This is a genomic window from Streptomyces sp. NPDC050743 (genome assembly GCF_044456925.1).
Classification (GTDB): Bacteria; Actinomycetota; Actinomycetes; order Streptomycetales; family Streptomycetaceae; genus Streptomyces.
This window is the reverse complement of sequence record NZ_JBITGJ010000131.1, coordinates 1-16071: the sequence shown is the minus strand read 5'-3', so window position 1 is coordinate 16071 and position 16071 is coordinate 1. Positions and strand designations below refer to the sequence as shown.

Genomic DNA, 16071 nt, shown 5'->3' with positions numbered 1-16071 from the left:
GAACAACATGGCGGGCGCACCATCGAAGGCGTCTCTGTGCGCGTTGCCCAGCGCATGCTCGCACTGGCCGCCGCGATTTGGCACAACTTCCAGACCGGGCAGACGGTCAGCCGGTCACTGACCGCCTACGACCACTGACCGTGTTCGGAAAGACTCGTCTAAGGGCAAGCGCACCCTTGCCGCCGCCGACGAAGCGATACGGCAGGGGCGTAAGGATCTCGATTACCTCGGCAAGCTGCCCGCGCAGGCCGCGCAGGCTGTCTTGAAGACGTACTTCCAGAGCTGGAAGAACCGCTGGGAAGGCCGCGCCGGCGAGCCGAACTACAAGGGCCGCTTCCGCACGGTGATGTCCGTGGACATCCCGCAGGGTCGGGACCTGAACATCGTCCGTGTCCACCGCCGCTGGGGCATGGCCAACATCCCCAAGATCGGCCGGGTTCGCTTCCGCTGGACCAAAGACCTCCCCGTGGGCAAGAAAGCGACCAAGGAGAACCGGATCACCGGCGCCCGGCTGGTCAAGGACGCTTTGGGCTGGCACATCGCATTCCGCGTCCAGACCCTCGAAGCCAAGCCGCAACCCCACCAGGGCCCGGAGGTCGGCATCGACGCCGGAGTGAACATCCCCCTCGCCCTGTCCAACGAGGACCACCAGGACCACGGGCGTCCCCCGCGCCTGCCGGACGGCACCGCTGACCGGGACAAGTGGCTCACCGAGAAGGAGAAGGCCAGGCTCCTCACGCTGGAGCGGCAGGCCGCACACCGGAAGTCTTTCCGCACGAAGGGGCAGAAGACCTCCCGCCGCTTGCAGCACACCTACGACCAGATCAAGCAGCTCCGAGCAAAAGCCACGCGACGAGCCTTGGACTGGCAGCACCAGACGACCGCCTACCTCGCCCGCACCTACGGCACGGTCGTGGTCGAACAGCTCAACATCCTCGGTATGACCAAAGCCCCCAAGCCGAAGCCCGACCCCGACAACGAAGGCAATTACCTGCGCAACGGGGCCAAGGCGAAGGCCGGGACGAACCGCTCCCTCACACAAGAGGCGTGGGGGCGGACGGTCACGATGCTGACGTACAAGCTCGCCCGGTGCGGCGGCGAGCTGGTCAGGGTACCGGCCCCGTACACCTCTCAGCGATGCTCAGCGTGCGGCTTCATCACGCCAGGCAGCCGAGAGACCCAAGAGCTGTTCGCGTGCAAGAACACCGAGTGTGGATGGACCGCAAACGCCGACTGGAACGCGGCCCGGAACATCCTGCACCTGTATCGGATCGGCCACGTCATCACGGAGATCCCGGCCGCCGGAAGGCGCGGTCGCAGGGCGGGTAAAACCGTCAAGCCTGTCGCCGAAAGGTAGACGGGAATCCCCTTCCCGAGCTTGCGAAGGGAGGGGAGAACTTCAAACGGAGTGCGCCTACACGACCCGGACGCTCGGGGCCGGTTACTGACCGGAGGCCGGCACGCCCTTTGTCCCGTCAGCGGAGAAAGGGTCGGGAGCGCGTGCGCAGCTTCTTCCGCAGGTTCGGCGGCCGCTGATACGTTCCCTGTCGAAAGCCCGATACTGGTGGCCGAAACCGACGGGGAGGGACACGTGAGACGCATGACGGCTCGACCGGCGAACGCGCACCAGGCGCGCCTGCTGAAGCTGCTGCGTGACGGCGGCCCCAACTCCCGCGCCCAGCTCGGCGACCAGGTCGACTTGTCCCGGTCCAAGCTGGCCGTGGAGGTGGACCGGCTTCTGGAGACCGAACTGGTGGTGGCCGACGGGCTCGCCGCCTCGCGCGGCGGCCGCCGTTCTCACAACGTCCGGCTCAATCCGGACCTCCGGTTCCTCGGCGTCGACATCGGCGCGACCTCGGTCGACGTCGCCGTCACCAATCCCGAACTGGAGATCCTCGGCCATCTCAACCAGCCGATGGACGTCCGTGAGGGCCCGGTCGCCGTCTTCGAGCAAGTCCTGGACATGGCAGGGAAGTTGAAGGCCGCGGGTCTGGCCGAGGGCTTCGACGGCGCCGGCATCGGCGTGCCCGGACCGGTCCGCTTCCCCGAGGGCGTGCCGGTGGCCCCGCCCATCATGCCCGGCTGGGACGGCTTCCCCGTGCGGGAGGCGCTCAGCCAGGAGCTCGGCTGCCCGGTCATGGTCGACAACGACGTGAACCTCATGGCGATGGGGGAGCAGCACGCCGGAGTCGCCCGCACCACTGCCGACTTCCTCTGTGTCAAGATCGGCACCGGTATCGGCTGCGGCATCGTCGTCGGTGGCCATGTCCACCGGGGCACCACCGGCAGCGCCGGCGACATCGGCCACATCCAGGCCGTGCCCGACGGACACCCCTGCGCCTGCGGCAACCGGGGCTGTCTGGAAGCCCACTTCAGCGGTGCGGCACTGGCCCGGGACGCGGTGCAGGCGGCCGCGCAGGGCCTGTCCGCCGAACTCGCCGCCCGGCTGGAGGCGAACGGCACGCTGACCGCCGTGGACGTGGCCGCCGCTGCCGCGGCCGGCGATGCCACCGCGCTGGACCTGATCCGTGAGGGTGGCACCCGAGTCGGTCAGGTCATCGCCGGACTGGTGTCCTTCTTCAACCCTGGCCTGGTGGTGATCGGCGGCGGGGTGACCGGCCTCGGCCACACCCTGCTCGCCGCGATCCGCACCCAGGTCTACCGCCAGTCGCTGCCGCTCGCGACCGGCAACCTGCCCATTGTCCTCGGTGAGTTGGGCCCGACCGCCGGCGTGATCGGCGGGGCCCGGCTGATCAGCGACCACCTGTTCTCACCCGCGTAGGCCGACTGCGGCAGGCTCGGGTCGTGTCGGCACGAGATCCGGCGGTCCTGCGCCGCCGGCGGCCCCCATGACACGCGGGCCTCCCCGGTGTGTCCGGGGAGGCCCGCGCACGCCTAGGCGTTCCCTGGGCGTTCGCCCTTGGGGCCGCGCCCCCGTTCCGTCTTCGGGCCCCGACTCCGCCACTGCGGCTCCTCCTACAGGGACTCGTTGGCCGCGGTGTTCGCGTCCTGGTCGGACACACCGGAGTCTTCCGCGTCCTTGCGCAGCCGCGCCCTGCGGGTGTCGTACTTCTTGCTGCCGGGTTCGGGCACGACGATCACCTCCAGACCTCCGGGTCCCTAGCGCTTCACGGAGGCAAACCGGGCTTCCCGTCCAGGGCCCGGGAGGTCAGCCGGCCGCGTTGTCGACACGCATGCGCACCTGCGCCTCCAGGCGCCGCAGGCTGCCGTCGAGTGCGTCGAACACCGCCTCCTCGCCGGGATCGTCACCGGGGTCGAAGAACGACAGGTGCACGGTCACCTCGCTGGCCCCGCTGCCGATGCCGGACACCTGCAGCCAGCCGGTGTAGCTGCCCTGTTCCCGCGTGCCCCACTCCAGTCGCATCTGGTCGGGCCGGGCCCGCAGCAGGGCGGCCATGTCCTGGCCGGAGCGGTCCTCGTGCACCGTGACGGCGGGCGGTTCCTCGGCCTCCACGTGCAGGGCGGCCGGGAGCCATGCGTCGAGCTGGCCCAGGTTGGACGCCTGGTCGAAGACCTGCTCGGGCTGTGCGGGCATCGTGCGGGACCATTCGTACTCGGTCATGGTGATACCGCCCTCCGCTCGGAAGTCGTACCCCGACCGCGTGCCCCTTCCGCGGCGGCCGAAAAGCCCGCCCCGGCCCGCCCTGCGATCCGGCTTCGCCCGCCGTGAACTTGTCTGGTCAAGTTTGGTCGTGGTTCTTCCGCTGGACAGCGATGACCAGTACTCATGTTCCGTTCGTTGTGCACAGTCAGGCCGTGCGGGCGCCGACCTGCACGGCATCCTCACCAACGGGACGAGGTACCACGTATGCGACTGCGCTGGAGATCCCTCGGCGGGCTCGTCGCCCTCCTCGGCGCACTGATCGTCGCCGCCCCCGCGCCCGCCGGGGCGGCCGGGAGCAGCGGCAACCTGATCGTCAACGGCGACGCGGAGGGCGGCGGCTCCTGCACCTCCGACTGGGCGGCCGCCACCACGGTCCCCGGCTGGACCACCGAGGCCGGCGGCCCGGACGTCATGTGCCACAGCGTCGCCTCCTTCGGGCTGCCGAGCGACGGCCGGACACCCGGCAAGGGGTTCTTCGGGCCCGGCAACTTCGGCGACGGAGCGATGACGCAGACCGCCGACGTCTCCTCGGCCGCCTCGGCCATCGACGGCGGGGGAGTGCACTACAACCTCTCCGGCTGGCTCGGCGGCTGGACCACCTACGGCGGCTACGTCGCGGTCGGCCTGCACTTCCACGACGCCGACGGCCGCCCTGTCGGCGCCGCCGTCAAGCTGCCCACCGTCTCCGCGAGCGACCGGGGTCTGGCCACCAGGTTCCTCTCGCGCAGCACCACCGGCGCGGTGCCGGCCGGTACCCGCTCCATCCAGGTCGAGGTGCAGTTCCTGTCGACGAGCAGCGAGACCGGCTACCTCGACAACCTCTCCCTCACCCTGGACACCCCGGTCACCGCGCCGGCCCCGCTCACCCCGCCGGTCTCCAAGGTCCCCGGCTACGACCACGTGTTCATGGTCATGATGGAGAACACGGACTACTCCGAGGTCATGAACGACCCGGCGGACACGCCGTACATGCACAGCCTCATGGGCCAGGGCGCCACGCTCACCGACTTCCACGGCGTCTACCACCCGAGCGACGAGAACTACCTCGCGATAGCCGGCGGCGACACCTACGCCAAGGGCGCCACCTACTTCCCCAACATCAACTCTCCCGAGCGCAACCTCGGCGACACCCTGGAGGCGGCCGGCAAGACCTGGAAGGCCTACGAGCAGGGCATGGGCACCCCCTGCAACACCAAGAACGACTACGACAGTTACTACGAGCCCGACGACGCGCCCTTCATCAACTACACCGACATCAGCGGCGACGCCCAGCGCTGTGCGGCCCACCTGTTCGACACCACGCAGCTCACCACCGACCTGAAGTCCGCGGCCACCACCCCGAACTTCTCCTGGATCGCCGCCGACGACTACTACGACGGCGAGGCCTCCGGCAACGGCAACACCACCAGCCTGAAGACCCAGGACGGCTGGCTGAAGCAGACCCTCGCCCCGGTGCTCGCCTCCCCCGCCTGGACCCAGCAGCGCTCGCTGCTGATCCTGACCTGGGACGAGAGCCAGAACGAGGCCTACAACCACGTGGTCACCACGGTCGTCGGCTCCCAGGGCACCGTCCCGGCCGGCACCAGCAGCCCGCTCCACTACGACCACTACGGCATCGGCCGCACCATCGAGGCCGCCCTCGGCCTGCCCGGCCTCACGGCCGACGACACCCACGCGACACCGCTCAATGCCGCGTTCGCCCCGGCCACCGCGAGCGCGCCGACCCTCATCGGCGACCTGAACGCGGTCTCCGACGGCGGCAACGTCACCTTCCGCTACTCAGTGCCGTCGGCGGCCCAGGTGAGCGCCAAGAACTGGATCGGCATCTACCCGGCGGGCGTCACCCCGGGCAAGCAGTCCTCGCTGACCTGGTCCTACGCGCCGAACGCGAGCGGTGCCCTGACCTTCTCGACCGGCAAGCTGAGCGGAGCGGGCACGTACGACGTGTACTACCTCGCCAACGACGGCTACTCGGTCCTCGCCGGACCGTTCTCCGTGACCGTCGGCTGACCCCACTGGGTTCACAGGCCCAGGGCTATGGCCATGCGGGTCAGTTCGGCGGTGTTGGTGATGTTGAGCTTGGCCCGGATGCGGCGCAGGTAGGCGTCCACGGTGTGGGTGGAGAGGCCCATGTGGCGGGCGGTCTGGAGGTAGGTGCGGCCGGCGGCGATGTGCCGGAGCGTCTCGCGCTCGCGCGGAGCCAGCGCGGGGGCGGGGGCTTCGGTGCGGGGAGTGGCGAGAGTGGCGCTCATGGTGCTGTCCTCCGGCGAGGTATCTGACCGTTTAGGGCGATTTGCCCTTGTTCCTTCAGATTGCTCGCCGGACGTCATGGCCGTGTCCGCCGACTGTCACAGGGGCGTCACAGGGAAAGGGGGAATGGTTTGAACCACTGAGTGGTGGGAGGCGGTGCGGGCTCCCCCGACACGGAACCCGTACGGCACCGGCCCCGGACGAGGCCGCCGCCATTGCCGCCGCCCAGCGGCAGGCCCGCCGCTCGGCGGCACTGCTCATGGACCTGCCAGCAGGCCCATCCCATTCCCAGGTTCCGAGCGCTCCCCGCCCGCCGACGGCTATGTCCCCGTCGTCCGCACCCCCTACGACGCCGAGGGGCACGTCCTCGCCGCCTCGGACTCCTGGTGGCCTACGGGGAACGCCTAAGGCGCTACGCGACGGCCGCGCGCGCCGTCCGCTCCACCAGGGAGACCCCGTCGCTCATCGAGGCGCTGCCGTTCGACAGGACAGCCACGAGGTAGCGGTGTCCCTTCACGGTGACCTGGCCGACGCTGTTGACGTCCCAGAGGCCGGTGGTGTTGCGCTGCAGCCAGCCGTTCTTCAGCGCCCACGCGCCGCCGGAGCCGCCGGCGGCCGAGACTCCCCAGGACTGCTCGGCGATGACCTTGCCCATGAGGCTGCGGATGTACGTCCGGGACTTCGCGTTCAGGGCGGACTTCGCGGCGGAGCCGGCCTTCGCCGTCGTGTCGCCGTCGAACACGGCCCGCAGCAGCCGTATCTGGTCGCTCGCGGTGGTCCGGGTCAGCCCCCACTTCACGCCCGGCCCGCCCGTCGTCGAGGTGAGCCCCAGCCGCTTGTTGGCCGCCGCCAGCCCGGAGGCCTGGCCGATCTCGCGCCAGAGCGCGTTGGCCGCCGTGTTGTCGCTGCGCTCGATCATCGGCTCGGCTCGGCCCCGCTCCTCGGCGGTGAGCTGGCGTCCCGCGTCCTGGGCCCGGAGCAGCAGCGCCGCGAGGATGTCGACCTTGACGATGCTGGCGGTGTCGTACGCGCTGTCCTGCCCGTGCAGCACCGGGATGCGGCCGGTTCCGTCCAGGTCGAGCACGGCGGCCGTGGCGTGCGGGGAGGGGGCCGGGGCGGGGGCCGCCGCGGCTGGTGCCGGATGCAGCGCGCCGACGGAGACGAGGGCCGCGACCGAGGCCAGCAGGGCGCCGGACCGTGTGCGTGCGGTGGTGGGGGAGGGGTGAGACGGCATGGCGCCGAACGTAGACAAAGCGTGCGCCGGGCGACGTGGTGGCGGTCACCTTCGGGCCTGTTCGCGGCGAAATGTGAGAAGAGCCACCAGCGCCGCAGGTTGGCGTGCACAAGGGATTCGCCCCGCTGCCCGCCGCCTCGCCGCTGCCCCTGACCCTCACCGAGTTCACCGGGTTCCTCCGAGGATGCCCCGGCCTTCAGGCCGGGGAGGAATCGGACTCCTGCGGAGCGGGGCAGGGGTAGCCGGATCGCCGTCAGGGCGATCCGACGTCCACCCCGCACAGCGGTGACGTCGCCCACCATGATCAAGAACTCTCAACTGTCAGTGCCCTCAGGTAGGTTCGGATGCATGACGACAGAGGCGACCACGAAGGACGCCGGGCATGCCCGGTACACCTTCCGTGTGCGCCTGTCGAACACGGCCAGGCGCCGGCTCGAAGCCGAGTGGGATCGCTGCCGCTGGATCTGGAATGAGTGCGTGGCCAAGTCCCGGCAGGTCCACGTGCAGGGCAAAGCGGGTGGCGAGAAGCTGACGTGTGGTCCGGCTCAGCTCGACAGGATGCTGACCGAGGCCCGCAGGGCGACGCCCTGGCTCGCTGAGGGCGCGTCGGTGCCGCAGCAGCAGGTGATACGCGACTTTGCCACGTCCCGTGCCAAGGCCTTGAAGGACATCAAGGACCGGCTTCCGACGCACCGCCGGGCCCAGATGCCCCGCTTCAAGAAGAAGCGGCAGGCGCGGCCCAGCCTCAACTACACCAGGCGCGGTTTCCGCCTCAGGGACGGCCGCCTGCACCTCGCCGGCCGGATCGTGCTGAGGGTGGTGTGGTCGCGGGAGCTGCCCGCCGACCCGTCGAGTGTGCGGGTGTACCAGGACAGCCTCGGCCACTGGTATGCGTCCTTCGTCGTCCCGGCTCAGGTTGAGCCGCTCTCTGAGACCGGCCGCGTCCTCGGGGTGGACTGGGGGGTGACGGAGACCGCCACCACCACCGACGACGCCTACGATCTCCCCCATGCCGAGCACGGCAAGCGGGCCGCGCAGCGGCTGGCGAGGTACCAGCGGATGATGGCCCGGCGCCGGCCTCCCAAGGGACAGCCCGCATCCGCCGGCTACCGGAAGGCGCAGGCCCGGGCGGCGAAGCTGCACAAGAAGATGGCGCGGCAGCGGGAGGACACCGCCCGCAAGTGGGCCAAGTCCGTGATGCGCGGCCACGACGGGGTCGCGGTGGAGGACTTCAGGCCGAGGTTCCTGGCGAAGACCACCATGGCCCGCAAGGCGGCCGATGCCGCCATCGCCGCGACGAAGCGTGCCCTGTGCGAGATGGGCCGCAAGCACGGGCGGGAGGTCCGTCTCGTGCACCCGGCGCACACCACGATGGACTGTGCCACGTGCGGAGCGAGAACCAAGCACGCACTGCCTCTGTCGATGAGAACGTATGCCTGCACCGCGTGCGCAGCCGTGTCCCCCAGGGACAAGAACTCCGCCCGCGTGATGCTGGTCCGGGCAGGTTGGAACCCGGACGGTGCCGAGGGCGTAGGACCACCCGAGCCGCCGGCTCCGGTGGCGGCCTGAGCCGTAGATCCCCGCTCAGCCCCGGAGGGCGACGCATCCCCTCCCTTCAGGGAGGGGAGCCTTCAAGTGCTGTGCGGCGGACCCGCAGACCGCCGAGATCCGCGTGCACGGCACCAGGGCACCCTCGGCACCAGGACCGCGCGGGCGGTACTGGTCGCCAAGGCCATCCGCCCCATCGGCCAGCCGGTGAATGCCTACACCGACGACCTGCCGCTCACACCGTCCTGGCCCTCGTACCGGAACGACCCGGCGTCCGGCGTGCCCGCCGCGCGGAGCCCTTCGCGGGACCGGCCGGTGCGTCGGTGAGGAGCACGCCCGTCACCAGGGAGGGGCGGATGCGCACGGCCTGGTCCATGCCCTCCTCCGGCGCCCAGGGGGCGAGCAGCGTCCGGACCCGGGCCAGGTCCGCGGGGTCCGTGACGAGCCGGGCGTAGCCCGTGACCACCACGCTCCAGCCGAGATGTGTGTCCGGGTCGATCGCGTCGGCCTCGTAGGCGACCACCACGCCCTCGCCTCCGCCCTGCTGCGTGTGCGCGGTCAGCGCGGCACCCTCGTGGGTGCGGATCACGATGTCACCGCCGTCGAGGACGTGGTTGACCGGGCGGACGGTGGGCAGCGCCTGCCGGGTGAAGACGATCCGCCCGAGGGACACACTGTCCAGCAGCCGCAACGCCTCCACGGGGTCCAGGTCGATGTGCCGGTGCGCCGGCTTGCCGTAACGGATCATGGCTGGCTTCTTCGCGAGTGCGTGCCCCCCGTCTCCGGCCGGCCCCCGGCGCGCGGCGGCGACCCCGGGGGCGGAGCGACACCGCGGGGGATCGGCGCCGCTCCTGACCCCCCACTCTCGCGCGTCCCACGCCGTCCCCCCAGTGTCCTTCGGCCCACGGCGGGAGGGCCGGACGTCCCGATTCCGCCGGTCGGCAGGGTGCGGCGCGAAGTCCTCACGAGCCTGTTCTCCTCTCACCCCGCCGATATCCGGATTGAGGTGCACGATGGTGTGGTGGCACTCGACGGCCGGGTCCGGGACACCGCCCCGAGCCCGCTCGCCGCCCGCCCGGAGCGATCCTGCCCGGCGAGAGGTACGTGGAGTGGGCGCGGCGAGGCCGACGGTGCGCGAGAGGAGGCGGTGACGATGAACCGGACACCTCCCACGACGGTCACCCAGGTACGGCTGTGGCGCTGGCGACGCAATCCGCTCAGGCGGCACAGCGACGTCGTCGAGGCCTGGATCGTCCTTGCGACCTGGGTGCTCGCCGTCCTCGGCGGATTCGCCGCCGGTCTCGTGGCGGCCCAGACCGCCGGCGCGGCGTTCTCCGCCCGGGAGGCCCAGGTGCACGCCGTGTCCGCCGTGCTGACCGACGCCGGTGCGCGGACCCCGGCCTCCGGGACCGGCTACGACGACGGGCGGGTGTGGGCCACCGTGCGCTGGACGGACGCCCACGGCACCGTCCACACCGACCGGGCGAAGGTCATGCCGGGCGCCCCCACCGGATCCCAGGTGACCGTGTGGACCAACCGCGCGGGCCACGTGGTCTCCGCGCCCGTCACGGGAGCCGCCGCCGATCTGCAGGCGGCCCTCACCGGCGTCCTCGTCGCCCCGTCGGCCGCCGCGGCGGTCTGGGGCGCGGGCTGGGTGGTGCGCAGCCGGCTGATCAAGCGGCGCATGGCCGAGTGGGACGAGGAGTGGAAGCAGATCGGTCCCCGCTGGGGGAACCTCAGCGGCGGACGAGGCTGAACACACGCTCCGGGACGTGCCTGCGCACGGTCGCAGGACGGCCGGTGCGAGGAGAGGGGAGAAGACAGGGCGGGAAGGGCCATCCGCTTCTCGCGGATCCGGATTGCGCGGTGCACGGCTCCGGGCCGCTTCCCCGCGTCTGTTCTCGGTCCTTCCCGCCACTACCCAGCACACCACGGAAACCGCCGTCCCACCAGGCCCCGCAGCCCTCCGCCTTCGCACTCCCGGTTCGCCCTGTCACCCGAAAGGGTCGTTCCCGCACCTCATGGGCCTCCCGGCGCATGACGGGACCCGAGCCGGTCAGACATCGCTCATGGAGAGACAGACTCCCGGCAATCCGCTCCCGGGTCCCCGCCCCCCGGCTCGGCACGAGGTTGTGTTCACGGCCGACTTCGGATCCGCCCGGCAATGGGTGGCCGGCCGTTCCTGGGCGTATCCGGACGGAGGCCCGGTGAACCCGGGCGACGACAAGCTGGACCACCTGGTTCCCGACGCCTCCTACGCGCGCTCCGGTGTCTTCCGGGCCACCCGCCGGCCCGACGGCTACTGGGACACCGGCCTGCTGACGACCGAGGGCAGCGAGGAGGCGTTCACGGTCCGCTCGGGAGACGTGCTGGAGGCCCGGGTACGGCTGCCCGGCGAGATCGGGGCCTGGCCGGCGATCTGGACCTGGCGCGACGGCGACCAGGAGATCGACGTGTTCGAGTACCACCCGGAACACCCGGACCTCCTGGAGTTCAGCAACCATGTCCGCGGTGCCGGCCACTGCTACCGCGACGACGCGGTCCGCCCCGGCGCCTGGGTCGACCTGCGCACCGAGTTCGGGGCACGCTCGGTCGTCTGGTCGGTGAACGGCGTTCAGGTCTTCGCGGACCGGCGGGGAGTGGGGCACCGCTGGCACGCCTTCCTCATCGTCAACCTCTCGGTCTGCGCGGGCCGTTATCACCCGGCGCCCGCCGCGGCCACGACCGAGTTGTCCTTCGAGGTGAGCAGTCTCGTCGTACGACGCCCGGCTCCGCACGGGCACCCACCGGGCGGAGCGGCCTCCGCCGGGGCCCCGGACGGCGCACCCGGGACGGGCGTGGTCGCCTGACCGGGGCGGATCCATGCCCTCGGCGGACCTCTCGGCTCCCGGGTGCCCGTACAACCCCCAGGGCTTTCCGAGTGTCCAGTACATGATCAGCCGGCCGACCGGCCGGGACATGCCCGGCACCTCGGGTACGACCGGCACCTCGGGCACGTCGGGTGTGTCCGGTACGTCGGGCAACTCCGGCTCGACGTCGGGCGCGACCGGGACGGGCGGTTCCGCCGGGACCGGCGGCAGCCTCGCGGCCACGGGTGGCGACGGCATGCCGATGCCGGCCGCGGGCGCGGTGGCCGCGACGGCGGCCGACGGTCTGGTGCTGGCGGCCGTACGCCGCAGGCCCACTGGGAAGTGAACCGTGCGCCACGACGGCTGAGGCCGCGCGCGGCACGACCGCTCAAGCCTTGTGCAGGACCACGAGGAGCACCAGGAGCACGGCGGCGCCGGCGGTCGTGCCGTGGGCGACCACGGCCGTGAGCGGGAAGTGCCGCTCGGCCGTGGCGTCCCCGTGGGAGTGGCGTCCGGAACTGGGCAGCCAGCGCAGCAGCATCATGAAGCCGAACGCGGCCACGATCAGCACGACCGCGCACGCCGCCCAGGCCGAACTCCGCACCCCTCCCACCACATAGGAGATCCAGGCGACGAGTCCGGCCACGGCGAGGGCCACATGCCCGAGCACGAGCCACAGCGGCAGCCGCGTCACCCCGGGCGTGCGCTGCCGCAGTCCGCCGTGGCGGACCCACACCGTGCCGAGGTATCCGCCGAGCCCGGCGGTCAGCAGCCACGCGCACAGAACGAAGACTCCCATACGTTCCGCTCCCCCTGTCCTGGATACGGGGGGGGCCTGTGACGGCATCACGGTTGCCGGCTGAGCACACCGCACAGGCCGGGTGGAGTCCGGACGTCCATCCGCTGATTCACCCGTAGGGATGAAAAGTGGCCTGGCAGTCCCCACGGGCCGTCCGAAGGGTGCAAAAGCGTGCGCGCAGTTCAGGCCACGGTGTCCCGCTGAACGCGCGGCACCGCCGGTGTGGCGGCCGCGGCCGCCGCCTTCAGGGCCGGGATCAGGCCGGCGACCCGTTCGAGCTGGTCGCGCTGGGCGGGCAGTCCCAGGACGCCCAGGCGGATCACGAGGTGGCGGGCGCCGGCCTCGGCGAACCGGGTGAGCCGTGCGCGTACCTGCTCGGCGGAGCCGGTGACGACCGCCTGGATCCGTTCCAGCTCCGCCAGTGGCATGCCATAGACGGCCCGCGCGTACGCGTCCAGCTCACGCCGGCCGCCGTCCGTGTCCTCGCCGTCCTCGGTGACCCGCACGGAGACGAAGAGCGCCGGCGTGATCTCCTGCGCCGGGCGCCCGGCGCCGGTCGCCGCCGCGCGCACGTTCAGCAGCCCGGAGGCGTAGTCGGCCGGGTCGGGCGGGTACGGCAGCCAGCCGTCGTACAGCCGGCCGGTACGGGCCTGCGCCGCCGGGGTCCCGCCGCCGAGCCAGACCGGCGGGCCACCGGGACGGTACGGCGCGGTCGCGGGCGGGATGCCGTCGAACCGGAGGATCTCGCCGTGGAAGGAGTCCGCGCCGGTCCACAGGGCCCGCCACAGCGCCACGGTCTCGTCCAGCCGGGCGAAGCGGCGCTCCCAGGGCACCTCGGACAGGTCGTAGAGGGGCCGTCCGAAACGGCCGGGGAAACCCGCGCCGACGGCCACGGTGAGCCGGCCGCCGGACAGCAGGTCGAGGGAGGCCAGGGCCTGCGCGGTCTGCACCGGCCGACGCAGGAACGGCATCAGGGCCGCCGTGCCCAGGGTCACGCTCTCGGTCGCCGGGGCCAGCGCGGCCAGCATGGTCAGCGCCTCGATGCGCGGACTGATCAGGGAGTCGTTGACGAAGAGGGAGGAGAAGCCCGAGCGCTCGGCCCTGCGGCCGAAGGCGACCAGCTCCCGCGGGTCGTCGCCCGGACCCCACTGCGCGGTGCCGGTCGGAAGGAGTACGCCGATGTCCATGCCGCCGATGCTCCGGTGCGGGCTCGCGGCGCGGCAATTCCCCGCAGGGAATGGCCGGGACGCCGCGCCGGGCGCTAGAACGGGCGCGTGGACTTCCCCCGCGCCCTGCGCGCCCGCCGCACCAGCCGTCGCCTCAGCCAGCTCGACCTCGCCCTGCGGGCGGGCACCACACAGCGCCACCTGAGCTTCATCGAGTCCGGCAGATCCACCCCCGGCCGCACCATGGTCGTACGCCTGGCCGAGTCGCTGGAACTGCCGCTGCGCGAACGCAACGAGCTGCTGCTGGCCGCCGGTTACGCGCCCGCCTACCCCGAGAGCTCCCTCGACGACCCCGAGCTGGCCCCGGTGCGCACGGCGATCGACCACATCCTGCGCGGGCATCTGCCGTATCCGGCGCTGGTCGTGGACCGGGGTGGTGATCTGATCGCCGCGAACGAGGCGTTCGGCGTGCTCACCGAGGGCGCGGCCCCGGAACTCGTCGGCCCCGGCACGAACGTCTACCGGCTCGCACTGCATCCGCAGGGCCTGGCCCCGCGCATCGGCAATCTCGCCGAGTGGTCCCGCCACATCCTGGCCCGCCTCGGCCACCTGCCCGAACTGCGGGACGAACTCAGCGGCTACCTGCCCGAGTTAGAGCCGTCCGCCGATCACCTGGGGTTCGCGGTCCCGCTGCGCCTGCGCTCCTCGCACGGCGAACTACGGCTGACGACGACCGTGACGACCTTCGCCACCGCCGTCGACGTGACCCTCGCCGAGCTGAAACTGGAGGCGTTCCTGCCGGCCGATCCGGCCACCCAGCAGGCCCTGACGGCGCTCGCGGCGCACCGGGACATCGAGGAGGCCGATCAGTCCGCCGCGGTCTTGTCCCGGGTCGCCCCACCCACTTGAATGCTCCTACCTCCCACAGGAGAACACCTGTCCCACACACGAAGTGAAGGGGTTCTTCTTGACCGCTCTACGCGTCACCGCCGTCACCGCAGCGGCCTGCGCCACCGTGCTCGCCGTCGCGCTGCCCTCCTCCGCGATCAACTCGTACAACGCCACGCCCGCACCCGAACGCACCGAGGTCGGGGCGCTCGTGGCCACCTGGGACGCCGACGACGACCCGGCGACCCCGGACCGTGTGGACTGGGTGTGTTCGGGCACGATGATCGACGCCGACACCTTCCTGACCGCGGCCCACTGCACCAGCGACTGGCCGGCCGGCGTCCGGTTCTACGTCTCGCTCGACCAGGACGTCCAGGCCGGACTCGACGCCGCCGCGAAGAAGTACCCGGGCGACCCGGCCGCCCAGGCGAACGCCGTGGCCGTCGAGGGCGTCGCGCACACCCACCCCGGCTATCCGGGCCCCGCCTCCGACCCGCACGACATGGCGGTGATCGAACTGCCCGCCGCCAAGGTCGCCTCCCGCTGGTCCTTCACTCCGGCCACTCTGCCGACCGAGAACCAGCTGGGCGCGCTCGGTCCCAAGGGTCTGAACTCCACCGACTGGTTCGTGGCCGGGTACGGCACGCAGGAGGCCGCCAAGGGCCCGGGCGGGCAGACGCATCCCGGCGGAGGCGTCCGCATGAAGGCACCCGTGACCTTCGACGCCCTCAACGCGGCCTGGGTCCGGCTCGCCATGACGGCTCCCCAGGGCAACGGCGGTGCCTGCTACGGCGACTCCGGCGGGCCCAACTTTGCGGTCGTCGGCGGCAAGAACATCCTCGCCTCCACCACCATCACCGGCGACACCCCCTGCTACGCCACCAACGTCACCTACCGCCTCGACACACCCGAAGCCCGAGCTTTCCTGGCACCGTTCGTGAAACTGCCCTGAGGGTGAACGGCCCGCCCCGGGCGGGCCGTTGGCCAGGCGTCCGGCAGGCCAGACCGTCAACTGCAGGACGAGGGGGACGACGCCCCCGGTCTCGTGCGACGCCGACCGGGTGGGTCAGTCGCGGGAGTTGCCGAACAGGAGGCGGTAACCGATGAGCAGCACCAGGGAGCCGGCGATCGCCGCGCCCCAGGTGTAGAGGTCGAAGAAGTGCTTCTCCACCGGGCGGTCCAGGAAGCGGGCGGAGAGCCAGCCGCCGATGAAGGATCCCGCGACGCCGATGAGCGTGGTGCCGATCAGGCCGCCCGGGTCGCGGCCGGGCAGCAGGATCTTGGCGATCGCTCCGGCGAACAGGCCGAGGATGATCCAGCCGATGATGCCCATGGTGTTGTTCCTCCTGTCGGGTCGGGATCCGCGCCGAGTGCGCCGGAGACCGACACTTCGTCTGCCTGCTCGCGCAAGCCTAGGGGCGGGTCGAGCCGTCCTGACAAGGGCCGTTGGCCTCCGGCGGGCCTCTGGTGATGTCCCGTCGAGGTTCTGCTACATGATTAAGACATTGCGCAATCGAGGAACTCAGAGCGGGCCGGCGGGCAGTTGAACACCGGGTTTGAAGGCTCCCCTCCCTGAAGGGAGGGGATGCGTCGCCCCTCCAGGGCTGAGCGGGGATCTACGGCTCAGGCCGCCGCCGGAGCCGGCGGCCCCGGTGGTCTTACGCCCTCGGCACCGTCCGGGTTCCAACCTGCCCGGACCAGCATCACGCGGG

The 16071-nt window shown here is 71.5% G+C and carries 17 protein-coding genes and 1 pseudogene; 11 read left to right on the top strand and 7 right to left on the bottom strand.

Annotated features, from left to right (window positions below):
- The 3 genes and pseudogenes from ACIBJF_RS46895 to ACIBJF_RS46885 form a co-directional block, all read left to right on the top strand.
- Positions 1 to 138, top strand: a pseudogene (locus tag ACIBJF_RS46895) (IS982 family transposase); the annotation flags it as partial.
- Between the two features lie 58 nt (positions 139 to 196).
- Positions 197 to 1357 (top strand): RNA-guided endonuclease InsQ/TnpB family protein, encoded by a 1161-nt coding sequence (locus ACIBJF_RS46890; protein ID WP_399183795.1) that lies wholly within the window; start codon positions 197 to 199, stop codon positions 1355 to 1357.
- A 243-nt stretch (positions 1358 to 1600) separates the two neighbouring features.
- Entirely contained in the window at positions 1601 to 2782 is a 1182-nt protein-coding gene (locus ACIBJF_RS46885; RefSeq protein WP_351801621.1) for an ROK family protein, read from the top strand.
- 387 nt (positions 2783 to 3169) lie between these two features.
- Here ACIBJF_RS46885 and ACIBJF_RS46880 read toward each other — a convergent pair whose 3' ends face one another.
- A complete protein-coding gene (locus ACIBJF_RS46880) occupies positions 3170 to 3583 on the bottom strand; it encodes an SRPBCC family protein (protein WP_356306256.1) in 414 nt (137 codons plus the stop codon).
- A gap of 246 nt (positions 3584 to 3829) precedes the next feature.
- On the opposite strand from ACIBJF_RS46880, the gene ACIBJF_RS46875 reads away from it, so the two are divergent.
- Positions 3830 to 5635: an alkaline phosphatase family protein gene (locus ACIBJF_RS46875; RefSeq protein ID WP_399183792.1), complete on the top strand. Its 1806-nt coding sequence runs from the start codon at positions 3830 to 3832 to the stop codon at positions 5633 to 5635.
- 11 nt (positions 5636 to 5646) lie between these two features.
- On the opposite strand, the gene ACIBJF_RS46870 is transcribed toward ACIBJF_RS46875, so the two are convergent.
- Both ACIBJF_RS46870 and ACIBJF_RS46865 read right to left on the bottom strand, forming a co-directional pair.
- Complete coding sequence (locus ACIBJF_RS46870; RefSeq protein WP_351801615.1) at positions 5647 to 5877, bottom strand: helix-turn-helix transcriptional regulator; 231 nt, start codon at positions 5875 to 5877, stop codon at positions 5647 to 5649.
- A 410-nt stretch (positions 5878 to 6287) separates the two neighbouring features.
- A complete protein-coding gene (locus ACIBJF_RS46865; protein WP_399183790.1) occupies positions 6288 to 7109 on the bottom strand; it encodes a serine hydrolase in 822 nt (273 codons plus the stop codon).
- Positions 7110 to 7213: 104 nt separating this feature from the next.
- Here ACIBJF_RS46865 and ACIBJF_RS46860 point away from each other — a divergent pair, with 104 nt between their 5' ends.
- Together ACIBJF_RS46860 and ACIBJF_RS46855 are read left to right on the top strand one after the other, a co-directional pair.
- Entirely contained in the window at positions 7214 to 7351 is a 138-nt protein-coding gene (locus tag ACIBJF_RS46860; protein ID WP_399183788.1) for a hypothetical protein, read from the top strand.
- A 106-nt stretch (positions 7352 to 7457) separates the two neighbouring features.
- On the top strand, positions 7458 to 8678 hold the full coding sequence (locus tag ACIBJF_RS46855; protein ID WP_399183786.1) for an RNA-guided endonuclease InsQ/TnpB family protein: 1221 nt from the start codon (positions 7458 to 7460) through the stop codon (positions 8676 to 8678).
- Positions 8679 to 8892: 214 nt separating this feature from the next.
- On the opposite strand, the gene ACIBJF_RS46850 is transcribed toward ACIBJF_RS46855, so the two are convergent.
- Positions 8893 to 9405: a pyridoxamine 5'-phosphate oxidase family protein gene (locus ACIBJF_RS46850; protein ID WP_399183785.1), complete on the bottom strand. Its 513-nt coding sequence runs from the start codon at positions 9403 to 9405 to the stop codon at positions 8893 to 8895.
- Between the two features lie 405 nt (positions 9406 to 9810).
- Between ACIBJF_RS46850 and ACIBJF_RS46845 the strand changes: the two genes are divergently transcribed.
- The 3 genes from ACIBJF_RS46845 (at position 9811) to ACIBJF_RS46835 (ending at position 11852) form a co-directional block, all read left to right on the top strand.
- Positions 9811 to 10413, top strand: coding sequence for a hypothetical protein (locus ACIBJF_RS46845; RefSeq protein WP_365331677.1), 603 nt, complete (start codon positions 9811 to 9813; stop codon positions 10411 to 10413).
- 313 nt (positions 10414 to 10726) lie between these two features.
- A complete protein-coding gene (locus tag ACIBJF_RS46840; RefSeq protein WP_399183783.1) occupies positions 10727 to 11506 on the top strand; it encodes a beta-glucanase in 780 nt (259 codons plus the stop codon).
- Between the two features lie 82 nt (positions 11507 to 11588).
- The gene (locus tag ACIBJF_RS46835; RefSeq protein ID WP_399183781.1) at positions 11589 to 11852 is read left to right on the top strand and encodes a hypothetical protein; all 264 of its coding nucleotides are present in this window, start codon (positions 11589 to 11591) and stop codon (positions 11850 to 11852) included.
- Positions 11853 to 11894: 42 nt separating this feature from the next.
- Here ACIBJF_RS46835 and ACIBJF_RS46830 read toward each other — a convergent pair whose 3' ends face one another.
- Together ACIBJF_RS46830 and ACIBJF_RS46825 are read right to left on the bottom strand one after the other, a co-directional pair.
- Complete coding sequence (locus ACIBJF_RS46830) at positions 11895 to 12305, bottom strand: hypothetical protein (protein ID WP_399183780.1); 411 nt, start codon at positions 12303 to 12305, stop codon at positions 11895 to 11897.
- Between the two features lie 182 nt (positions 12306 to 12487).
- A complete protein-coding gene (locus tag ACIBJF_RS46825; protein WP_399183778.1) occupies positions 12488 to 13492 on the bottom strand; it encodes an LLM class flavin-dependent oxidoreductase in 1005 nt (334 codons plus the stop codon).
- Between the two features lie 87 nt (positions 13493 to 13579).
- Between ACIBJF_RS46825 and ACIBJF_RS46820 the strand changes: the two genes are divergently transcribed.
- Together ACIBJF_RS46820 and ACIBJF_RS46815 are read left to right on the top strand one after the other, a co-directional pair.
- Complete coding sequence (locus ACIBJF_RS46820; protein ID WP_399183777.1) at positions 13580 to 14380, top strand: helix-turn-helix domain-containing protein; 801 nt, start codon at positions 13580 to 13582, stop codon at positions 14378 to 14380.
- 58 nt (positions 14381 to 14438) lie between these two features.
- On the top strand, positions 14439 to 15311 hold the full coding sequence (locus ACIBJF_RS46815; protein ID WP_399183775.1) for a trypsin-like serine protease: 873 nt from the start codon (positions 14439 to 14441) through the stop codon (positions 15309 to 15311).
- Between the two features lie 114 nt (positions 15312 to 15425).
- On the opposite strand, the gene ACIBJF_RS46810 is transcribed toward ACIBJF_RS46815, so the two are convergent.
- Positions 15426 to 15692 carry a GlsB/YeaQ/YmgE family stress response membrane protein gene (locus ACIBJF_RS46810; RefSeq protein WP_351801600.1) on the bottom strand — a complete coding sequence of 89 codons (267 nt, stop codon included), beginning with the start codon at positions 15690 to 15692 and terminating at the stop codon, positions 15426 to 15428.
- Positions 15693 to 16071 lie beyond the last annotated feature (379 nt).

What these genes read in the sequence shown, in the direction of transcription:
- ACIBJF_RS46885 (WP_351801621.1), top strand. Translation starts at nt 1,601, where the DNA reads ATGACGGCTCGACCGGCGAACGCGCACCAGGCGCGCCTGCTGAAGCTG.
- ACIBJF_RS46880 (WP_356306256.1), bottom strand. Translation starts at nt 3,583, where the DNA reads ATGACCGAGTACGAATGGTCCCGCACGATGCCCGCACAGCCCGAGCAG.
- ACIBJF_RS46875 (WP_399183792.1), top strand. Translation starts at nt 3,830, where the DNA reads ATGCGACTGCGCTGGAGATCCCTCGGCGGGCTCGTCGCCCTCCTCGGC.
- ACIBJF_RS46870 (WP_351801615.1), bottom strand. Translation starts at nt 5,877, where the DNA reads ATGAGCGCCACTCTCGCCACTCCCCGCACCGAAGCCCCCGCCCCCGCG.
- ACIBJF_RS46865 (WP_399183790.1), bottom strand. Translation starts at nt 7,109, where the DNA reads ATGCCGTCTCACCCCTCCCCCACCACCGCACGCACACGGTCCGGCGCC.
- ACIBJF_RS46855 (WP_399183786.1), top strand. Translation starts at nt 7,458, where the DNA reads ATGACGACAGAGGCGACCACGAAGGACGCCGGGCATGCCCGGTACACC.
- ACIBJF_RS46850 (WP_399183785.1), bottom strand. Translation starts at nt 9,405, where the DNA reads ATGATCCGTTACGGCAAGCCGGCGCACCGGCACATCGACCTGGACCCC.
- ACIBJF_RS46845 (WP_365331677.1), top strand. Translation starts at nt 9,811, where the DNA reads ATGAACCGGACACCTCCCACGACGGTCACCCAGGTACGGCTGTGGCGC.
- ACIBJF_RS46840 (WP_399183783.1), top strand. Translation starts at nt 10,727, where the DNA reads ATGGAGAGACAGACTCCCGGCAATCCGCTCCCGGGTCCCCGCCCCCCG.
- ACIBJF_RS46835 (WP_399183781.1), top strand. Translation starts at nt 11,589, where the DNA reads ATGATCAGCCGGCCGACCGGCCGGGACATGCCCGGCACCTCGGGTACG.
- ACIBJF_RS46830 (WP_399183780.1), bottom strand. Translation starts at nt 12,305, where the DNA reads ATGGGAGTCTTCGTTCTGTGCGCGTGGCTGCTGACCGCCGGGCTCGGC.
- ACIBJF_RS46825 (WP_399183778.1), bottom strand. Translation starts at nt 13,492, where the DNA reads ATGGACATCGGCGTACTCCTTCCGACCGGCACCGCGCAGTGGGGTCCG.
- ACIBJF_RS46810 (WP_351801600.1), bottom strand. Translation starts at nt 15,692, where the DNA reads ATGGGCATCATCGGCTGGATCATCCTCGGCCTGTTCGCCGGAGCGATC.